Here is an 18,973-nt window from a genome sequence, read left to right as displayed (position 1 = left end):
TAGCCACCTTCAGCAGTGGCGACAGGAAGTTCGGCGGAACGGATTCCGAAGCGGTCACTCGCCGGGCGGGGCGGTCTGGGCCCATTCGGCCCAGTCGCCGCGGTCCTTCGCGGCGGCGAACTGTCTGAAGACCTCGGCGTGCGGGGCATCGAGGCGACCGCCCGCGCCGTCCGGTCGCGGTTGTCGGTGCCCTGTGGTTGGCTCGAGGGATGGCCAAAACGATCTACAACACCGCGACGAGCGTCGACGGATTCATCGCCGACGCCGACAACTCACTCGAATGGCTCTTCGGCGTCGAAGGCGGCCACCCCGAGGACCCGGCCGCCGAGGAGGGGCCGCTGGGCGGCTTCGCCCAGTTCCTGGCCGGCGTCGGTGCGATCTGCATGGGCGCCACCACCTACCAGTGGATCCTCGACCACGAGCATCTGCTGGAGCACCCGGACAAGTGGGAGTACGAGCAGCCCGCGTGGGTGTTCACGCACCGCGAGCTGCCGGCCGTGCCCGGCGCCGACATCCGCTTCGTCTCCGGTGACGTCGCGGCCGTCCACGCCGAGATGGCGGCAGTCGCCGGAGAGAAGCACCGCTGGATCGTCGGCGGCGGCGAGCTCGTCGGGCAGTTCTTCGACGCCGGACTCCTCGACGAGATCGAGATCAGTCCGGCGCCGGTGTTCCTCGGCGGCGGCGCGCCGCTCCTGCCGCGGCGGATCCTCTCCGACCGGCTCGAGCTGCTCGAGGCCAAGGCCGTGGGCCAGTTCGCGGTGCTCAGGTACCGGGTGAAACCGGCCTGAGGCCGGGGCCGTCCCGGTCACCGCGGCGCGGGCCGTGCACCGGCCCGCGCCGGGCCGTCCTTACGATGGCCGCGTGAAAGTCTGGATTCCCCACGCCGAGGCCCGGCCGCTGCTCGGCGAGCTGCCCGAGACCGTGACCGTCGAGGTCTTCGACGGCGGCGAGCCCCCGTCCGACCCGGCCGACGTCGAGTTCTGGGTGCCGCCGTCACTCCGGAACGACCCGGTCGACATGGTCGGTTCCATGCCCGCGCTGCGGGTCGTGCAGCTGCTCAGCGCCGGCGCCGAAGTGTGGGTGCCGCACGTGCCGGACGGCGTGGCGCTGTGCGACAACCGCGGCGCCCACACCGAGTCCACCGCCGAATGGGCCGCCGCCGCGGCCCTGGCGTCGGTGCGCCACCTGGACTTCTTCGCGCGCAAGCAGAGCGAACACGAATGGGCGCCCCGGACGAGCGGGACGCTGTGGGGCGGGACGGCGCTCATCGTCGGCGCCGGCTCGATCGGCGAGGCCGTCGCGCGCCGCCTCGAGGCCTGCGGCATGGACATCACCAGGATCGCCCGCACCGCCCGGCCCGGCGTCGGCACCGTCGCCGACCTGCCCGAGCTGCTCCCGGCGGCCGACGTCGTGGTCGTCATCGTGCCGCTCACGCCCGAGACCGAGGGCCTGGTGGACGCCGACTTCCTCTCCCGCATGAAGGACGGGGCGCTGCTGGTCAACGCCGCCCGCGGCAAGATCGTCGACACCGGCGCCCTCACCGCCGAGGTCGCCGCCGGGCGGCTGCGCTGCGCGCTCGACGTCACCGAGCCCGAGCCGCTGCCCGCCGACCATCCGCTGTGGGGCCTGGAGGGCGCGCTCATCACCCCGCACGCCGGCGGCGCGGTCGAGGGCCTCCTGGAGCGGTGCTACCCGCCCGTCGGCGAGCAGATCCGCCGTCTGGCGGCCGGTGAGCCGCTCGCGAACGTCGTCGAACACGGCTATTAGCGGTCGGGCACGCGCGGGCACGCCGCCGCTACCATCGAGGACATGAGCGCCCCCTCCGACCCGCCGCCCGACACCGGGCGCGACCGGCAGTGGGAGTGGCATGCGCCGCAGACCGTCGCGCCCGAACCGGAGGCGCCCGCCGAGGCCGCCCCGGGCGGCGGCGGACGGGCCGGGCTGATCGTCATCGCCGTCGTCGCGGTCCTGGCCCTGGCCGTCACCGGGCTGGTCGCCGTCCTCGGCGGCGACGGCGGCTCACCGGAGGGACCGGGCGGCGAGGAATGCGTCGGCTGCGGGCCCGAGCAGGGCACGAGCCCCAGCCCGCAGGCGATGGAGATCCCCGAGGGCTACCTCGGGGTGGCCTCGCTCGGGGCGCTCACGCCCGCGCCGGGGCAGCCGTGGGTCGAGTACGCCGGGCCGGGCGCCGACGAGCTCCTCGCCGAGGACGCCCACGCGATGGAGATCCAGCACACGGCGACGTGGATCTCGTACCTCATGGTGGGGCGGCTCGGGGAGTTCGGGCTCGTGGCCGACCCGGAGAACCTGCGCCAGACCGCCGTCGAGATCGTCGACACGTGGGTGTTCGACTATCCCTACAGCGGCACGACGGGACTGGAGCGGTCCGAGCCGGTCCTGACCGAGACCCGCGTCGACTCCCACCCGGCCGTGCTGCTGGAGACGCGCGTCACGTGGGACACGCTCGACTCCTCGCCCGACACGTACGAGGACGTCGCGCTGCTCCTGGTCGACCCCGGCGAGGACGGGATCTTCCTGGGGGTGGCGGCGGTGCCCGAATCGGGCACGGCGAACTACGCCGGGGCAGTCGACGCGCTCATGCGGACGACGTTCCAGCACAACACGTATCTGCCTTAGCGCTGCTCAGCGCTTGGCGTTACCGGTGGTGGGGCTGGTTCGTTCTCTGGTCATGGAAGAGCTCACTGGAGTGCGGGGTTCGAGGATCTGACGGGCCGGATCGGTCCCAGGTTCGCGAGGTCGGGACCACGGGGCCGGGTGCGCGACCACGTCGCGGGATCGTTGTCGGGCGCAGCTCGCGCATGCGATCGGAACTCCGGCGGATTCGGTCGATCGAAGACGCCGACTTGAGCACGGCTCGGGATGCGCAGCCCCGCCGATTCCGACGCCTGTATCGCGACGAGCGTCATCACGCAGGGCGTCAGCCGTGCTCAAGCAGCGCCGTCCAGCCCACGGCGCCGGTCAGGCCTCCCGTTGGACGCGCGACTCGGCTACTGCCAAAGCCGCCATCGACCCCAGCATGATCAGCGCTCCGGCAGCCGTCGCCACGGTCAGTGGCTCCCCCAGGAACGTCACCGCGAGCGCTGCAGCCGTCGCCGGCTCCAGCAGCATCATCACCGACGAGGTAGTCGCCCGCACACGGGCCGCCCCCGCGAAGTAGAACGGATAGGCGAGCGCAGTGGTGAACACCGCGAGGTACCCGACCAGCGCCGCGGTGTGCGCGAGCTGGCCTACAGGTGGAACGAGCCCTTCGAGGGCCGCCGGTAGCACGAGCGCTGCCGCGCCGATGCCGAAGGCCCACACTGTCAGCATGAACGGGCCCTCGCCCCGCTCCCCGAGCCTGCGGCCGATCAGCGTGAATGCGGCGTAGCCGGCCGCAGACAGGATCGAGATCGCGACCCCGGCGGGTTCGACGACGCCCTCGCCGTTGCCCCCGACCAGGACGGCCAGGCCCATCAGGGCTCCCGCGACGGCCGTGACCCCGCTCAGGCTGATCCGCTCTTTCAGGAAGATCCGACCGCCGATCGCGGTCAGGATCGGACCAGAGCCGAGCGTGACGATGGTGGCCACCGCGACACCGGTGAGATCGACGGCGATGAAATAGGCGGTCTGGAAAACCGCCATGGCGACTCCGAGACCGCACAGGGCCACTGCGCGGGAGCGCCCGCCCCGGTGGGCCCGGGCGACTCCTCCGTTCCGCCCGCGCAGCACGCCGATGACGGCCAGGAGCAGGACCATGCCCCCGAGATGGCGCCAGAACGACAGAGCGATGGGCCCCATGTCGCTGGAGCTGTAGACGAGGTCGGAGACCGCGCCGGTGGTGCCCCAGGAGAGGCCGGTGATGGTGAGGAAGAGCAGGCCGCGACGTGCGGCGGCCCGCTGATCGGCGCGCGGACGCGCCGTGGTTTCGATGGTGGTCTGCAAGTTGCGTTCCCTGAAGAGCGAAGCGGACGACGGCCTTCGTCTGCGGGCGCAACACCAACGCGCACCGGGCCCGGCCCGGTGCGTCGGCAAGGATTCGAGGCCCGCCTTAGACGGCGGGCGGGGGGAGCAGACCGCGAGAACACATGGCTTCCACGATACGGCCGCGGCCGCTCGAACGCCAACTGCGTCCGGCGGACCTCCCTGCCCGACCACGCCACCGCCGCCCCAGCTGAACCGAACTGGTTTCAAGTGTGCAGACGGACCGGAGTGGTCGGGGGTTCGGTGCAATCACGCACCCGGTTCCGAGCGCGCGAACCGCGGACCGCTCCGGCCCGTCAGAGCCTCGAACTCCGCACTCAGCGAACCAGCTTCACCTTCTCCATGAACATGGAACGAACCAGCCTCACACCTGGTAACGCCGAGTGCCGCGGCGGTATCAGAGCCTGTCCTGTGAGTCAGGAGATCCGCGCGCCGACCGGGACCTCGGCCTCGGGTTCGAGGAGCACGACCTCGTCGGTGCCCGGGACGGGGACGCCGAGGACGAGCACCTCGGACATGAAGTCGGCGATCTGGCGGGGCGGGAAGTTGACGACGGCGACGACGGTGCGGCCCACCAGCTCCTCCGCGCCGTAGCGGGCGGTGATCTGGGCGCTGGACCGCTTGACGCCCAGCTCCCCGAAGTCGATCCACAGCTTGTAGGCGGGCTTGCGGGCCTTCGCGAAGACCTCGGCGCGCGTGACGCGGCCGGTGCGGATGTCGGTGCGGAAGAAGTCCTCGGGCGTGGTCTGCTCGGCCATCGCCTCACGATACCGGCGCCGCCGCACCGGCCGCGGTCAGGCGCCGAACCAGAGGTCGATCTCGCGCTTGGCCGAGTCCTCGGAGTCCGAGGCGTGAATGAGGTTGCGCTGGTGGGACAGCGAGAAGTCGCCGCGGATCGTCCCCGCCTCGGCCTTGCGGCCGTCGGTGGCGCCCGCGAGCGCGCGGACCACCGGGATCGCCTCGTCGCCGGCGGCGATGAGGGCGACCAGCGGCCCGGAGGTCATGAAGCCCTTGAGCTCTTCGTAGTAGGGGCGGCCGACGTGCTCGGCGTAGTGCGCGTCGGACAGCTCGGTGTCCATGGTGCGCAGCTCCATCCGCTCGACGCGGAGCCCTTTGCGCTCCAGCCGGGCGAGGACCTCGCCGATGAGTCCGCGCTCGACGGCGTCGGGTTTGATCAACACGAGCGTGCGCTGTTCGGCCACGGTCGCTCCTTCGGGTTCTGTCGGATTGCGGTCGGAATACACGGCGCCGGAGGCGTCGCCGCAGGTGCGCGGGCGCGGGCGCGCCGGTGGCGCCGTGGGGGTCATCCTAAGCGATGTTGTGCGCTTCGCCTCGGGCACGTAGCATTCACGGTGAAACCCGGTTTCCCAGTCGTGGATGAGGTGTCGGCGATGCCTGCGAGACAACCGCCCCGCCCCGCTCCCAAAGCCGCGTCGAAAGGCGGCGGTAGGGGTGCGTCGAGAGGCGGCGCCAAAGGCGGTGCGAAAAGCGGCGCCAAGGGCGGGGCGAAGGGCGGCGCCAAATCGCGGGCCGGGACGGCGCGGAAGGTCGCGCCGCCGCCGAAGGGCGCCGCGCGGGGCAGGCAGCCGGTCGGCAGGCCCGCGAACGCCGAGCAGCTCCGCCAGCAGCGCGTCATGCTCGACCAGCAACGCCGCGAACGCGAAGCCCGGTGGTGGGCGATCAACCAGGCGGCGATGAACCGGCTCCACTCGACGCAGCACCACTCCGCGGGCGGCGAGGCGATCGGGACGGTCCTCAACGGCGACCGGCGGATGCGCTGGCGCACCTCGCACGCGGTCGGTGCGATCACTTTACTGATCCTCTCCGCCTTCTTCGCGTCCATGGCCCTCGGGGCGCAGAGCATCGGCGTCGGCGTGCTGGCGTTCCTGTGCCTGGCGGGCTGCATCGCGTTCATCACCGTCGAGCATTCGGCGCGGCGCTTCCCGCGCCCGGTCCCGGCACCGCCGCTCATCGGCGAGCACCGGCTGGAGGACCTCATCGTCGAGGACGACCCGCCGAAGCCGAAGCCCGCCGAGGACCCCGGTTCGTCCACGATGGAGGCGTTGAACGATCTGTTCGAGGAGCCTCGGCCGGCCCCTGATCCCGCCCGGGCGCCCGAGCCGCCGCCCGCTCCCGAGCCGCAGGCGGCCGTCTCGGAACCGCAGGCCCCCGCACCCGAACCGACGGCGACTCCGGCCCCGAGCGAACCGGAGCCCGAGCCGGCGCCGAGTCCTCCGGCGGCGACCGCCACGGCGGTGAGCGAGCCGCCCGCGCCGAAGGCCGAGACCGCGATGCCGCCGCGGCAGCGCACCTCCCCCGAGAAGCACACGCTCCCCGACAACATCAGCGAACTGCTGCTCTCCGACCAGGGCCTGGACGAGACGGACGTCACCGACGTCGCCGCCACCCTCGTCGTCGCCGACCTGCAGCGGTCGGTCGAGTTCTACACCGACGCCCTGGGGCTGCACATCGTCGACCGCACCGACGAGGCGGCCGTCCTGGAGGCCGGGTTCGGGAAGATCCTGCTGTGGGAGCGGCCCGACGCGCCGCCCGGCGAGACCGGCATCATGCACCTGACCTTCGAGGTCGGCGACCTCGACGCCACGTTCGCGCAGATGAACGACGCCGGTGTCGAGTTCCTGCACCTGCCGCGCACCGCGCTGCTGGGGCAGAACTACGAGCTGCGCGCCGCCTCGTTCAGAGACCCCGACGGCCACGGCCTGGCCATCACCGAACACCGGGAGCGTTGATGGTGCGCCCACTCGTCTCCCGCCGCCATCCTTGACCGGAGTGACCATGCTCATCGTCGGCGAGATCCACACCGCGCTGCTGCCCCACTCGCGTCCGCTCACTCCCGAGGAGGCGCGGGCGGCGCTCGCGCTGGCCGTCGGCGAGAGCGTCACCCAGTGGACCAGGCCCGTGCCGCACACCGCCTCGCCGACGCTGCTGCACGGCATCGACTGCCGTCTCCCGTTGGGGCCCAAGCCCGGCAACAGGCATTCGGACGCCGACGGCGACAACGGCTCGGTCAGAGCGGTCGGGACGGTGTGCTCGCGGGCGGTCCTCACCGGCGGGCACCTGCTCCAGGGCTCGGCGTGGACGGCGGTGGCGCCGCAGGACCGGCCCCGGCGGATGCCCTGGTCGTACTATCTGGCCCGGCCCGGCACCGTCCACCCGATCGGGAACCTGGAGGCCGGGCGGCTGGCCGAGGGCTTCCTCCACGCCGACGCGCGGAAGCACCGCGCCGGGCTGCTCGACACCGCCGCGATCGCCAGGCACTCGATCCGCGACGTCCTCTCGCGGCCCGGGCTCGACCAGCGGCCGCCGATCAAGACCGGGTCGACACGGCTGCGCTGGGCGGCCATCGCCGACCCGGGTGCGAAGGCGGCGGTGGCGTTCCGTCTGGTCGGGACCGACCGGCGGCGGCTGAGCATCGTCGCCGGCGCCGTCGAGCCCGAGCGGATCGCCTCGGCCGCGGAGGACCTGGCCGTGCACGACTGGCTGCTGACGGCCGTGACGGCGCGGATCGCGCTCGCGAAGATCGGCGAGGACAGGCGCCACACGCTGCGGATGCTCCGGCCCGTCGTCGACCACCTGATGCACCTGTGGTCGCCGGGGGCCAGGACCACGCGGGACCTCCAGTTCATGTGGGACACGCTGGAGCGGCGGCCGGGGCTGACGCGGCAGTGGAACACCATGTCGGGGCGGGTGCGGGCGCAGATCGACTACGGTTCGGCCGACCTGGCCGACAAGGTCCTGACGATCATCGAGCAGAACCCGCAGCTGCTCCAGCGCGGCGACGACCGGCTCTAGAACGGCCCCTGGAAGATGTAGCTGAGCCGGTCCACCAGTTCGGGCGGCAGTTCGACGCGTTCACGCGCGGCGGCCTTGGTGATCGCCTCGAACGCGCCCGGGTCGGGGCGGACGCACGAGCAGATGACGCGCACGGCGTGCTCGACTTCCAGGAAGTCTCCGGAGAGGACCGACACGGTCCGGTAGGCGGGGAAGGGGGAGGCCTTCGGGTTGAGCTGGAGGATCGGCGGCATCGCGGCCCACTCCTCGGGGAAGCGGCCCTCGGCGGGCCGGGCCGGGTCGTGGCCGCGTTCGGCGGGGACGACCTGCTCGGCGGGGACCGGCACTCCGATTCGCTTGCCCTGGTTGCGGAGGACGCCGAGGCGGATCAGCTGCCACACGGCCGCGAGCATCGGGCACGACCAGCGCCGGCCGTGGTCGGTGTCGTTCCACAGCTCGACGTCGAGGAAGATCGAGTGCTCCCTGGCCGAGTTCTGGCTCGGCGGGCGCCACGTGTCCGGTTCGCTCATGGCCACGCGGGGGCGCTGCGGGGTGGGGACGCCGTTGCACAGCCAGCCCGAGCGCGACACGGGCGGGCGGGCGCCGTCGGCGCCGGGGGGCGGCTCGAACACGATCCGGCCGGCGACGAGCGCGGCGAGGTCGAGGCCGTCCATGCGGGCGCAGCCCGATTCGCGGGCGAGGTAGTCGATGCGCAGGCCCGCCTCGTCGGCGGCCTCCGAGAGCGTGGTGATGAGCTTCTCGGGGGAGGGCAGGTCGGCGTGGAAGTAGTCGTCGACGAGGTAGCAGGTGGAGACGCGGGGGCGGCGCCCGCCCAGGCGCTTCTGGAGCGCCTCGGTGGTGCCGTGGACCCAGGCGGCGGCCGAGGCCATCTCGGAGCGGAGCGCGTCGGGGCGGGCGGCGAGGTCGTCGGCGTAAAGGTGGCCGACCTCGATCGAGAGGTGGGACATGCCGAAGCCCTCGGTGTGCTGCTTGGCGCTGGTCTCGCTGTAGCTCATCGCGGGCTCCTCACGTGGCCGGATCGAACACGGGGATGAACGACTCCTCGCTGGAGCGCTTGGCGAGTTCGTTGAACGCGTCCACGGTGCGCTGGTTGGCGATGTCGAGGGTGGCGGTGTCGGCGTCGGTGATGATCTGCTCGCGCCACTGGAGGACCGGGTCGAGGGGGACCGAGCCGAGCAGGTTCATGCGGCCGACGCGCAGGGTGGCGGCCATCTGGTGCAGATCGGCGTCGATGCGGCGCAGCCAGCGGACCTGGGTGGGTTTGAGGCCGGCGAGTTCGGAGCCGTCGGGGTTGACCACGGCGGTGCGCACGAAGCGGATCGACGACATCAGGCGGGCGTGGTGGTGGCGCCAGGAGGCGCCGGTGTCGAGCAGGCCGCGTTCGCCGTGGACGAGGCTGTGCGCGGCGAGCACATGCTGCTTGGTCCAGCGGTGGAAGACGATCCAGCGCCACGGGACGGTGGCGAGCTCGGCTTTGGAGGTGGCGGCCATGACGATCTCGGTGGCGTGGGAGCGTCCGGCGCTGAGGTCGACGATGACGAGGTCGAACTCGGATTCGAGCCGCAGGAACAGGTCGACGCAGCGGTCGATGGTGTGGTTGTCGCCGGGGAACTCGCCGCCGTCGGAGTCGCCGGGGTAGAGCACGAGCTCGCCAGCGCCGTCGGGGCGGACGCGCAGCTCTTCGCGGTCGGTCTCGTCCCACACCGAGTGCCGTTCGGGCTCGGAGGCGTGGCCTTGGAGGTAGTCGTGGACGCCGGCGCCGACGGTGCCGTGCTTGAGCTCGTCGATGCTGAAGATCGCTCCGGCCGTGGGGGAACCGAAGTCGAAGTCCACATAGCACACGTTGCCGCCTTGGATGGCGCGTCGGTAGGCCAGGTTGCTGGAGGTGACCGAGCGGCCGGTGCCTCCTTTGTCGGAGGTGGCGAACAGGAGCATCGGTCACTCCCCCGTCTCGGCGTCGCGGCCGGCCGCGATGAGCCGGTCGAGGTCGATCAGGGCGCGGATGCCGAGCGCGAAGGCGGTGCCGGGCCGCTCGTCGACGATGTCCTTGGCGTGGCGGATGGTGGTGCCGACCGCCTGGATCTCCTGGGCGAGCGAGGGGCCGGCGGTGCCCGAGCCGCGCAGGAGCTCTTGGTCGTAGACGTGCTCGGCTTCGACCAGGAGCTGCTCGGCGAGGGACTCCAGTTCGCGGGAGCGGGCCGGTTCGGAGCCGGCGAAGCGGGCGGCGAGGACCATCGACTCGACGATGCGGATGGTGAAGTGCCAGGACGGATCGGTGAAGGTGGCCTCGATCTCCTCGTAGACCTGGCCGGGCTGGTCCCAGAGCTTGGCGGCCGGGCCGCTGCGGATGCGCCTGCGCTCCAGGTGGGACCAGACCTGGTCGGCCACGTCGAGCAGTTCGGCGCGGGCGTCGATGGTGTTGAGCAGGCTCGCGGCGTGGATGAGGCGCTTGAGCAGCAGGGGCGCGTAGTCGACCATGTGCCACACCATGGGCGGGCCGTCGAGCTTCTCGATGCCGGTCAGCTCGGAGGGGACGCCGGGGAAGTGCATCTGGAGGGAGCGGTCGCCGGTGAGGGCGCGGCGGGTGATGCGCCCGCGGTTGGCCAGTTCGACGAGGACCTCCCCGAGGCGGACGAGATCGTCGTCGCCGCCGCGGGAGGCGCCGAAGCGTTCGGAGGCGACGGCGCAGACGAGGAGGCTGTAGTAGTCGTATTCGAGGCCGTCGGTGGTACGCCAGGGGACGTCCTCGAGCGGCCATTTGGAGCCGCCGCCGAAGGAGGCGATGGTGGCCCAGTAGCGGCGGGTGATGTCCAGGCGCAGCTGGAGGGACTGGACGAGTTGCTGCTCTTCGTCGGAGAGCAGGTTGCGGCGCAGGACGCGCGGCGAGAACAGGGTGGTGATCGCCTCGATCGCGACGACGGTGAAGTAGAGGTAGGGGGCGTCCTGGGCGCGGCCGGGGCGCTGGGCGGCGCGGTCGGCGACGATGTCGATCTCGGGGGCCTTCTCGACGATGGACCAGGACCAGCCGATCTCGAACAGCTTGGTGGGGGCCTCGACGCCGGCGGTGCCGCCGGAGCCGACGGTGATGTCCTTGAGGGTGGCGATGATGCCGCTGGTCTGCTCGCGGAAGCGGCGGATGATGCGCTTGACGGGCTGGCCGTCGACGTTGATGAGCTCGATGAGCCGGCGGCCGGCGTCGTCGTCGGCGTCGAAGGCGGAGACGGCGAAGGAGCGGAGCAGGCCGGTGAGCGCGCCGACGAGGCGGCGGCGGACCATCGCCTCGGTGTCGTCGCGTTCCTTGATGAGGTCGAGCCGCCCGATCCTGTCCACTGTGGCGGAGAAGTCCATGAGGAAGGACAGGGCCGACAGGCACAGGGGGATGGCGAGCGCGAAGCCTTCGGTGACGTCGACGTCGCGCTGGGCGGCGCTGGCCTCGCGGGAGCGGTCGAGGCGGTGCATGTTGGAGCCGCCGGAGTAGTTGGGGACGCCCTCCTCGTCGGAGTGCTTGACCATGTAGTCCTTGATGATCCGCATGACCAGGCTGGGGATCTCGACGGCGTCGCCGAGGCCGCCGAGCGCGTCGAGGACGGCGTCGCTGGTGGCGTCGGGGTCGGCGTAGTTGAGTTCGGGCAGCTCCTGGGCGGGGTAGAGCAGGCAGAGCAGCTGCTGGGCGTCGCCGACGGCGTCGGATTCGTTGCGGCCGCCCCAGTGCCAGTACTTGTGGTGGCGGCCGTCCTCTTCGGTCACCGGCCGCAGGCAGTAGGCCACCTGGGCACGCCAGATGTCGAGCAGTTGCTGCCGAGGCTGCATCTTCACAGGGCCACCACCGATGCGTTCTGGTCTGTTCGGACTCGTTCACTATTACACCAGTCCGCCAATATCACAAGCCGCACAAGAGGTCTCACGGAACGAAGTTTGTCGCTTACCCGACAGGGAAAGACGCCGGGAGTCGGTGACGGTCCTCGCTCGCGGGCGCTCCGCACGGGTCACGGCTTCGCGTTCACGATCGCGAGACCGCGCCGCGGCGCGTACTGGAGGTCGGTCCGCTCCTCGGCCGACAGGCCGGTCTCGGACTCGTCGGGGAGCCGCGGGCCGGTTCAGGGCCGCAGTTCGTAGACGAGGCAGGGCACCTCGAGGCCGGGCACCGTCGTCTCGCGTTCGAGGGTCATGCCGAGCTTCTCGGCGACGCGGACCGAGGCGGCGTTGTCGCGGTGGATGCACGAGACGAGCCGGTCCATGCCGTGGTCCTCGAACGCGAAGCGGATCGCCTCGCGGGCCGCCTCGGGCGCGTAGCCCCGCCCCCAGTGGCGGCGTCCGATGCGCCAGCCCACCTCGACGGCGGGCAGGATCTCCGGCAGGAACTCGGGCACGGCCAGCGCGGCGAGGCCGACGAACTCGCCGGTCGAGGCGACGGTGACGGCGAGCGTGCCCCAGCCGTGCTCCTCCCAGCGGCGCACGGCCTTCGCGACGCCCTCGCGGGTCTGGGCGGCCGTGCGGGGCCGCCCGTCGCCGATGTAGCGCATGACCTCGGGGTCGGCGTTGATCTCGGCGCACGGTTCGGCGTCGGCCTCGGTGAAGGGCCGCAGGACCAGCCGTTCGGTCCGCAGTCGGACGCTCATCGCTTCGGGGGCTTCCCGAGCTGCGTCTTGACGTACCAGCAGTAGAGCCACACGGAGGCGAACACGAGGCCCGCCACGCCGAGCGCCCAGTGGATCGCCCAGCAGGCGATCAGGGCGGCCTGGACGACGGCCCCGGCGGGCCACACCCACGGGCGCCCGGCCATCCCGGCCAGCACGACGCAGGCGGCGGTCAGGACGAGGATCGCCGTGGTCGCGACGGTCGCGTCGTCGAGGAGGATCCACATCGGGACGATCGCGAGCAGCAGCGCCAGCGCCTCGAAGGCGAGCGCCATCGCGGCGAGGCCGCGCGCGGCCCGCTGCGGGTCTTTCAGTCCGCTCTGCTCAGCCACGGCGGCCCACCAGCAGTCGCCTGGCGTCGGCGACGGTGAACACCGAGCCGGTGATGAGGACGCCGCCGCCGCTCTCGTAGACGTCCTCGGCCTCTTCGGCCAGTTCGATGCCGCGCGCGATCGCGTCGGCCACGTGGGGCGCGACGACGACGCGCTCCTCGCCGAAGACCTCCGCGGCGAGCTTCGCGAGCGTCGCCGCCGGCATGGCCCGGTCGGAGCTCGACCTGGTGACGACGATCTCGTCGACGGCCGGTTCGAGGAGTTCGAGCATGTGGTCGGTCTCCTTGTCGGTGAGCATGCCGACGACGGCGACGAGTTTGCGGAAGTTGAACGACTCCTCGACGGCCTTCACCATAGCCTCCATGCCGGCCGGGTTGTGGGCGGCGTCGAGGACGACGGTCGGGGCGGTGCGCACGACTTCGAGCCGCCCGGGCGAGGTGAAGTCGGCGAATGCCTCGCCGACGATCCCCGCGTCGAGGGCCTTCGGTTCGCCCGCGCCGAGGAGGACCTCGACGGCGGCGAGCGCGAGCGCGGCGTTGTGGGCCTGGTATTCGCCGTGGAGGGGCAGGAAGAGGTCCTCGTAGCGGGCGGCCCTGGTCTCGACGGTGATCAGCTGGCCGCCGACGGCGACCTCGCGGGCGGTCACCGCGAAGCCGCGGCCTTCGGCGACGAGGTTCGCGCCGACCGCTTTGGCGCGGCGCAGCAGCGGCTCCATGGCCGAGCGCTCCTGCGTCGAGGTCACGAGCGTCGATCCTTCGTGGACGATCCCGGCCTTCATGGTCGCGATCTCGGCGATGGTGTTCCCGAGCCATTTGGTGTGGTCGATCGCGATGGGGCTGATGACGGCGACCTCGGCGCCGAGGATGTTCGTCGAGTCGGTCTCGCCGCCGAGGCCGACCTCGACGACGCCGACGTCGATCGGCGTGTCGGCGAACGCCCCCATGGCGAGCGCGACGGTCATCTCGAAATAGGTCAGGGACTCCTCGGAGCGGCCGTCGACGAGCTCGGCCAGCGGCGCGACCTCGTAGTAGACGGCGGCGAGCCGGTCGGGGGCGATGGGTTCGCCGTCGATGCAGATCCGCTCGGTGACGTCGTTCAGGTGCGGCGAGGTGAACATGCCGGTGCGCAGGTCGTGCCCGCGGATCAGCCGCTCGATCATCCGGGTGGTCGAGGTCTTGCCGTTGGTGCCGGTGATGTGCACGGACCTGAAGGCGCGCTGCGGGTCGCCCATGAGGTCGAGCAGTGCCTTGATGCGGTCGAGCGTGAAGTCCCAGCGGGAGAAGCCGCGGGCTTCGAGCGCGGCCTCGACCTGCGCCAGTTCGGCGTTCAACGTGTTGTCCCCCTATGGTGTGGGGCGGGCGCCGCGCGGCGTCCGCCCGCACTGTCTGCTGTCACGCGAGCCGCTCGAGCTGCGCGGTGACGCGCGCGATGTCGGCCTCGGCGGTGGCCTTGCGGGCGCGGATCTTGTCGACCACGGCGTCGGGCGCCTTCGCGAGGAACGCCTCGTTGCCGAGCTTCCCGGTCGTCCCGTCGAGTTCCTTCTCGGCGGCCTTGAGGGCCTTGGTGAGGCGGGCCCGCTCGGCGGCGACGTCGATCGCGCCGGAGGTGTCGAGCGCGACCGAGACCTGGTCGGAGACGGCGAGCTCGGCGGTCGGCTCGAAGCCCTCGGCGGGCGCGTCGAGGCGGACCAGCGACCGGATGAGCGGCTCCTGGTCGGCCAGTCCGGCCGCGTCCAGGCCGGTCAGGCTCGCGGCCACGGCCTGGCTGGGCTTGACGCCCTGGCCGTCGCGGAAGCGGCGGACCTCGACCACGAGGTGCTGGAGGGCGGCCACGAGGCGCTCGGCCTCGTCGTCGCCTCCGGCGGGTCTCGGCCAGGCTGCGACGGTGAGCGATTCGCCCCGCTCTTCGCCGCCGGTCAGCTCCAGCCACAGCTCTTCGGTGATGAACGGGATCACCGGGTGCAGCAGGCGCAGCAGCTGGTCGAAGACGTGCCCGAGGACACGGCGGGTCCCGTCGGCGGCCGCCCCGCCTTCGGCGAGGACCGGTTTGGTGAGCTCGAGGTACCAGTCGAAGACGTCGTCCCACGCGAAGTGGTAGAGCGCGTCCATGGCCTTGGCGTATTCGTAGTCGTCGAGGAAGGCGTCCACGGCTTCGACGGTGCGCGACAGGCGCGAGAGGATCCACCGGTCGATCAGCGACGGCTCGCTCGGCAGCCCGCCGTCGACGGTGGCGCCGCTCATGAGCGCGAAGCGGGTCCCGTTCCACAGCTTGTTGCAGAAGTTCCGGCTGATCTCGGCGAGCTCGATCGAGGCGGTGTTGTCGCTGCCGGGCTGGGCGTCGCGGGCGAGCATGAACCGCAGCGCGTCCGCGCCGTAGGTGTCGACGACCTCCAGCGGGTCGATGCCGTTGCCCGAGGACTTCGACATCTTCTTGCCGTGCTTGTCGCGGATGAGGCCGTGCAGGTAGACCTCCTTGAACGGGGCCCGCCCCATGGCGAAGGTCCCGAACATCATCATCCGCACCACCCAGAACATGATGATGTCGTAGGCGGTGATGAGCGTCGCGGTCGGATAGAACTTCTCCAGCGCGGGCGTCTCGTCCGGCCAGCCGAGCGTCGAGAACGGCCACAGGCCCGAGGAGAACCACGTGTCGAGCACGTCCGGGTCCTGCGTGTAGCCTTCGGGGGCCTCCTCGCCGGGGCCGACGCACAGCTCTTCGCCGTTCGGGCCGTACCAGATCGGGATGCGGTGGCCCCACCACAGCTGGCGTGAGATGCACCAGTCGAGGAGGTTGTCGACCCACGAGAAGTAGCGCTTCTCCATCTCCGGCGGGTAGATCTTCGTCTCGCCGTTCCGGACGGCGTCCCCGGCGGCCTTGGCGAGCCGCTCGACCTTGAGGAACCACTGCTTCGACAGGCGCGGCTCCACGACGGTGTCGCAGCGGTCGCAGTGGCCGACGGCGTGCATGTAGGGGCGCTGCTCCGCGACGATGCGGCCCTCGGCGCGCAGCGCGGCGGCGATCGCCGAGCGGGCCTCGAAGCGGTCGAGCCCCTCGAACGGGCCGTGCGCGGTGATGACGCCGCGCTCGTCCATGATGAGGATCGAGTCGAGGCCGTGCCGCTGGCCGATCGCGAAGTCGTTCGGGTCGTGCGCCGGGGTCACCTTGACCGCGCCGGTCCCGAACTCGGGGTCGACGTGGGCGTCGGCCACGATCGGGATGCGCCGCCCGGTGAACGGCAGCTCCACGGTGGTGCCGACCAGGTGCCGGTAGCGCTCGTCGTCGGGGTGGACGGCCACGGCGGTGTCGCCGAGCATCGTCTCCAGGCGGGTCGTGGCGACCACGATCGAGTCCTCGCCGGCGCCGTAGCGCATGGACACGAGCTCGCCGGCGTCGTCCTGGTGCTCCACCTCGATGTCCGACAGGGCGGTCATGCACCGCGGGCACCAGTTGATGATGCGCTCGGCGCGGTAGATGAGGCCCTCGTCGTAGAGGCGCTTGAAGATCGTCTGCACGGCGTTGGAGAGGCCGTCGTCGAGCGTGAAGCGCTCGCGGGACCAGTCGACGCCGTCGCCGATCTTCTTCATCTGGGAGGAGATGCGCTCGTGGTAGGTGTCCTTCCACTCCCACACGCGCTCGACGAAGACCTCGCGGCCCAGGTCGTGGCGGGAGACGCCCTCCTTGTCGGCGAGCTGGCGCTCCACGACGTTCTGGGTGGAGATCCCGGCGTGGTCGGTGCCCGGCAGGAACAGGGCCTCCTTGCCCCTCATCCGTTCGCGGCGCACCGCCGCGTCGATGATCGTGTGGTTGAGGGCGTGCCCCAAGTGGAGCTGGCCGGTCACGTTCGGCGGCGGGATCACCACGCAGTACGGCTCGCGGTCGGAGTCGTCGGCAGCCTTGAAGCGGCCGTCCGCTACCCACTGCTCGTAGCGTCGCGCCTCTACCTCTACGGGCGCGTACGTCTTCGACAGGTGGGTTTCCCGGGTCGGTGGCTTCTTCGCTGCGTCTGTCACGCTTCAAGTGTAAGGAGGCCGCCCGGCGGGAGTCGACGCGGTTTGGCCGGTGTCGCCCGCGACAATCCCGCCGGGTTCGGCTCAGCTTCTCTCGAGGACGCCGCGGGCCGCCGAGGCGACGTCGGTGCGGCCTTCGGCGACGTCGGCGGCGAGCTCCTCGCTGACCGCGAAGCGGCGTCTGAGCTCGGCGTCGACGGTCGCGCGGATCTCGGCGGCGGCCCGCTCGCGGCGCTTGGCGGCGAGCCGGTCGGCCCCCGAGAGCCAGTCGCGGTGCTTGGCGATCGCGGCGACGAGCTCGTCGACGCCCTCGCCGTCTTGGGCGACGGTCTTGCAGATCGGCTCGCGCCACTCGCCGGGTTCGCGTTTGACCAGGGACATCATGGCTCGCAGATCGCGCACGACCGAGTCGGCGCCGGGCCGGTCGGCCTTGTTGACGACGTAGACGTCGGCGATCTCGACGACGCCGGCCTTGACGGCCTGGATGCCGTCGCCCATGCCGGGGGCGAGCAGCAGCAGGGTCGTGTCGGCGAGCCCGGCGATCTCGACTTCGGCCTGGCCGACGCCGACGGTCTCGACGAGGACGACGTCGAAGCCGAGCCCTTCGAGCAGGCGCACCGCGGCGCCGGTGGTGGCGGTGAGGCCGCCGAGGTGGCCGCGGGTGGCGACCGAGCGGATGTAGACGCCGTCGTCGAGGGCGTGGTCGGCCATGCGGACCCGGTCGCCGAGGATCGCGCCGCCCGAGAAGGGGCTGGACGGGTCGACGGCGAGGACGGCGACGCGCAGCCCGGCCTCGCGCCAGGCGCCGATGAGCGCCGAGACGAGGGTGGACTTGCCGACACCGGGCGAGCCGGTGACGCCGACGACGGTGGCCGAGGCGGGGGCCCGTCCTTCGGCGAGGGCGGCGGCGATCGCGGGGGCCTCGTCCGAGTGGTTCTCGACGGCGGTGAGGAGGCGGGCCACGGCCCGGCGGTCGCCCGCGCGGGCCGCGGCCGTCAGATCGGCGACGCCCATCAGGCTCCCTTGAGGATGATCGCGTCGCCTTGGCCGCCGCCGCCGCACAGTCCGGCGGCGCCGAGCCGGCCGGGGGCGAGCTGGCGGGCGAGGCTCTGGACCAGCCGGGCCCCGGAGGCGCCGATCGGGTGACCGAGGGCGATCGCGCCGCCGTCGGGGTTCACGTTCTCGAGCTCGACGCCGAGCGTGGCGGCCGAGGCGAGGACGACGGCCGCGAAGGCCTCGTTGATCTCGACGACGTCGAGCTCGGCGACGGTGCGGCCGAGCGGCGCCAGTGCCGCGTCGATGGCGTTCGCGGGCTGGTCGAGCAGGGAGTTGTCGGGCCCGGCGACGGTCCCGTAGCCGAGGATCTCGGCGGTGTAGGCCCAGCCGTTGGCTTCGGCGACGGACTTGCGGGCGAGGACGAGCGCCGAGGCGCCGTCGGAGATCTGCGAGGCGCTGCCCGCGGTGATGGTGCCGTTCTCGGTGAACGCCGGGCGGAGCCGTCCGAGCGTCTCGGGCGTGGAATCGGGCCGGATGCCCTCGTCGGCGTCGACCAGGCCGCGTCGGGTCTCGACGGACGTGATCTCCTCGGCGAGGCGGTCGAGGGCCTTGGCGGCCCGCTGGTGGCTGTCGGCGGCGAAGGCGTCCTGGGCGGCGCGGGTGATGTCCTTGCCGGCCAGGTGGCGCTCGGTGGACTCGCCCATGGAGATGCCGTCGTAGGCGTCGGTGAGCCCGTCGTGGGCGAGGTGGTCGAGGAGCGTCGCGTCGCCGTATTTGAAGCCGCGGCGGGAGCCGGGCAGCAGGTGCGGGGCGCGGCTCATCGACTCCATGCCGCCGGCGACGACGACCTCCGCGGCGCCGCCGCGCAGCAGCTGGTCGGCCAGGCCGATGGCGCTCATGCCGGACAAGCACACCTTGTTGACCGACAGGGACGGCACGCGCATCGGCAGCCCCGCGGCGACGGCGGCCTGGCGGGCCGGGTTCTGGCCGCATCCGGCGGGCAGGACGTGCCCGAGGATGACCTGGTCGACGAGATCGGCGCCCAAGCCGGCGCGTTCGATCGCGGCCCTGATCGCGGTCCCGGCCAGGTCGGTGGCGGGGACTTCGGACAGGGCTCCGCCCAGCCGCCCGATGGGTGTGCGGGCGGCGGCGAGGATGACGCTGTTGTCGTTCATGCGGACCTCCGTTGGTCGAATACCCTCGATGG

At 71.9% G+C, this 18,973-nt stretch carries 17 protein-coding genes; 5 read left to right on the top strand and 12 right to left on the bottom strand.

Annotated features, from left to right (window positions below; all coding sequences use genetic code 11):
- The first annotated feature begins 209 nt into the window (after positions 1 to 209).
- The 3 genes from YWW_RS0103270 to YWW_RS0103260 all read left to right on the top strand — a co-directional run bounded on the left by YWW_RS0103270 (position 210) and on the right by YWW_RS0103260 (position 2,637).
- Positions 210 to 788, top strand: a complete 579-nt coding sequence (locus YWW_RS0103270; protein ID WP_026928972.1) for a dihydrofolate reductase family protein — start codon at positions 210 to 212, stop codon at positions 786 to 788.
- A gap of 73 nt (positions 789 to 861) precedes the next feature.
- Positions 862 to 1,767 (top strand): 2-hydroxyacid dehydrogenase, encoded by a 906-nt coding sequence (locus YWW_RS0103265; RefSeq protein WP_026928971.1) that lies wholly within the window; start codon positions 862 to 864, stop codon positions 1,765 to 1,767.
- A 42-nt stretch (positions 1,768 to 1,809) separates the two neighbouring features.
- The gene (locus tag YWW_RS0103260; protein ID WP_026928970.1) at positions 1,810 to 2,637 is read left to right on the top strand and encodes a hypothetical protein; all 828 of its coding nucleotides are present in this window, start codon (positions 1,810 to 1,812) and stop codon (positions 2,635 to 2,637) included.
- A gap of 342 nt (positions 2,638 to 2,979) precedes the next feature.
- Here YWW_RS0103260 and YWW_RS0103255 read toward each other — a convergent pair whose 3' ends face one another.
- From YWW_RS0103255 to ndk, 3 genes are all read right to left on the bottom strand, one after another.
- Entirely contained in the window at positions 2,980 to 3,942 is a 963-nt protein-coding gene (locus YWW_RS0103255; protein WP_026928969.1) for a DMT family transporter, read from the bottom strand.
- 455 nt (positions 3,943 to 4,397) lie between these two features.
- Positions 4,398 to 4,739: a tRNA-binding protein gene (locus YWW_RS0103250; RefSeq protein ID WP_026928968.1), complete on the bottom strand. Its 342-nt coding sequence runs from the start codon at positions 4,737 to 4,739 to the stop codon at positions 4,398 to 4,400.
- A gap of 36 nt (positions 4,740 to 4,775) precedes the next feature.
- Positions 4,776 to 5,183, bottom strand: a complete 408-nt coding sequence (gene ndk / locus YWW_RS0103245; RefSeq protein ID WP_026928967.1) for a nucleoside-diphosphate kinase — start codon at positions 5,181 to 5,183, stop codon at positions 4,776 to 4,778.
- A gap of 189 nt (positions 5,184 to 5,372) precedes the next feature.
- On the opposite strand from ndk, the gene YWW_RS0103240 reads away from it, so the two are divergent.
- Positions 5,373 to 6,731 carry a VOC family protein gene (locus YWW_RS0103240; RefSeq protein WP_155829875.1) on the top strand — a complete coding sequence of 453 codons (1,359 nt, stop codon included), beginning with the start codon at positions 5,373 to 5,375 and terminating at the stop codon, positions 6,729 to 6,731.
- Between the two features lie 46 nt (positions 6,732 to 6,777).
- Positions 6,778 to 7,794 (top strand): SCO2521 family protein, encoded by a 1,017-nt coding sequence (locus tag YWW_RS28080; RefSeq protein ID WP_051325325.1) that lies wholly within the window; start codon positions 6,778 to 6,780, stop codon positions 7,792 to 7,794.
- On the opposite strand, the gene YWW_RS0103230 is transcribed toward YWW_RS28080, so the two are convergent.
- The 9 genes from YWW_RS0103230 to YWW_RS0103190 all read right to left on the bottom strand — a co-directional run bounded on the left by YWW_RS0103230 (position 7,791) and on the right by YWW_RS0103190 (position 18,941).
- Positions 7,791 to 8,789, bottom strand: coding sequence for an SCO2522 family protein (locus tag YWW_RS0103230; RefSeq protein ID WP_026928965.1), 999 nt, complete (start codon positions 8,787 to 8,789; stop codon positions 7,791 to 7,793). The genes YWW_RS28080 and YWW_RS0103230 overlap by 4 nt on opposite strands.
- Before the next feature lie 10 nt (positions 8,790 to 8,799).
- Complete coding sequence (locus tag YWW_RS0103225; RefSeq protein ID WP_026928964.1) at positions 8,800 to 9,729, bottom strand: SCO2523 family variant P-loop protein; 930 nt, start codon at positions 9,727 to 9,729, stop codon at positions 8,800 to 8,802.
- Between the two features lie 3 nt (positions 9,730 to 9,732).
- A complete protein-coding gene (locus YWW_RS0103220; RefSeq protein ID WP_245595348.1) occupies positions 9,733 to 11,604 on the bottom strand; it encodes an SCO2524 family protein in 1,872 nt (623 codons plus the stop codon).
- Between the two features lie 287 nt (positions 11,605 to 11,891).
- Positions 11,892 to 12,413 (bottom strand): GNAT family N-acetyltransferase, encoded by a 522-nt coding sequence (locus YWW_RS28075; protein ID WP_035704012.1) that lies wholly within the window; start codon positions 12,411 to 12,413, stop codon positions 11,892 to 11,894.
- A complete protein-coding gene (locus YWW_RS28070; RefSeq protein WP_051325324.1) occupies positions 12,410 to 12,763 on the bottom strand; it encodes a DUF4233 domain-containing protein in 354 nt (117 codons plus the stop codon). Before YWW_RS28070 ends, YWW_RS28075 begins: the two co-directional genes overlap by 4 nt.
- Positions 12,756 to 14,093, bottom strand: a complete 1,338-nt coding sequence (locus tag YWW_RS0103205; RefSeq protein ID WP_026928962.1) for a bifunctional folylpolyglutamate synthase/dihydrofolate synthase — start codon at positions 14,091 to 14,093, stop codon at positions 12,756 to 12,758. Before YWW_RS0103205 ends, YWW_RS28070 begins: the two co-directional genes overlap by 8 nt.
- Positions 14,094 to 14,154: 61 nt before the next feature.
- Positions 14,155 to 16,773: a valine--tRNA ligase gene (locus YWW_RS0103200; protein WP_026928961.1), complete on the bottom strand. Its 2,619-nt coding sequence runs from the start codon at positions 16,771 to 16,773 to the stop codon at positions 14,155 to 14,157.
- Positions 16,774 to 16,854: 81 nt separating this feature from the next.
- Positions 16,855 to 17,784 (bottom strand): methylmalonyl Co-A mutase-associated GTPase MeaB, encoded by a 930-nt coding sequence (gene meaB, locus YWW_RS0103195; RefSeq protein WP_026928960.1) that lies wholly within the window; start codon positions 17,782 to 17,784, stop codon positions 16,855 to 16,857.
- A complete protein-coding gene (locus YWW_RS0103190; RefSeq protein WP_026928959.1) occupies positions 17,784 to 18,941 on the bottom strand; it encodes an acetyl-CoA C-acyltransferase in 1,158 nt (385 codons plus the stop codon). The genes meaB and YWW_RS0103190 overlap by 1 nt, the downstream gene beginning before the upstream one ends.
- Positions 18,942 to 18,973: the final 32 nt, after the last annotated feature.

The organism is Glycomyces tenuis DSM 44171, from assembly GCF_000427885.1.
Lineage (GTDB): Bacteria > Actinomycetota > Actinomycetes > Mycobacteriales > Micromonosporaceae > Glycomyces > Glycomyces tenuis.
The sequence above is the reverse complement of the archived record's forward strand: the minus strand, read 5'-3'. Positions and strand labels throughout refer to the sequence as shown.

Excerpts from the sequence above, each read along its gene's own strand:
- YWW_RS0103220 (WP_245595348.1), bottom strand. The coding sequence starts at position 11,604 with ATGCAGCCTCGGCAGCAACTGCTCGACATCTGGCGTGCCCAGGTGGCC.
- YWW_RS0103230 (WP_026928965.1), bottom strand. The coding sequence starts at position 8,789 with ATGAGCTACAGCGAGACCAGCGCCAAGCAGCACACCGAGGGCTTCGGC.
- YWW_RS0103270 (WP_026928972.1), top strand. The coding sequence starts at position 210 with ATGGCCAAAACGATCTACAACACCGCGACGAGCGTCGACGGATTCATC.
- YWW_RS28080 (WP_051325325.1), top strand. The coding sequence starts at position 6,778 with ATGCTCATCGTCGGCGAGATCCACACCGCGCTGCTGCCCCACTCGCGT.
- YWW_RS0103240 (WP_155829875.1), top strand. The coding sequence starts at position 5,373 with ATGCCTGCGAGACAACCGCCCCGCCCCGCTCCCAAAGCCGCGTCGAAA.
- YWW_RS0103250 (WP_026928968.1), bottom strand. The coding sequence starts at position 4,739 with ATGGCCGAGCAGACCACGCCCGAGGACTTCTTCCGCACCGACATCCGC.
- YWW_RS0103225 (WP_026928964.1), bottom strand. The coding sequence starts at position 9,729 with ATGCTCCTGTTCGCCACCTCCGACAAAGGAGGCACCGGCCGCTCGGTC.
- meaB (WP_026928960.1), bottom strand. The coding sequence starts at position 17,784 with ATGGGCGTCGCCGATCTGACGGCCGCGGCCCGCGCGGGCGACCGCCGG.
- YWW_RS0103260 (WP_026928970.1), top strand. The coding sequence starts at position 1,810 with ATGAGCGCCCCCTCCGACCCGCCGCCCGACACCGGGCGCGACCGGCAG.
- YWW_RS28075 (WP_035704012.1), bottom strand. The coding sequence starts at position 12,413 with ATGAGCGTCCGACTGCGGACCGAACGGCTGGTCCTGCGGCCCTTCACC.
- YWW_RS0103190 (WP_026928959.1), bottom strand. The coding sequence starts at position 18,941 with ATGAACGACAACAGCGTCATCCTCGCCGCCGCCCGCACACCCATCGGG.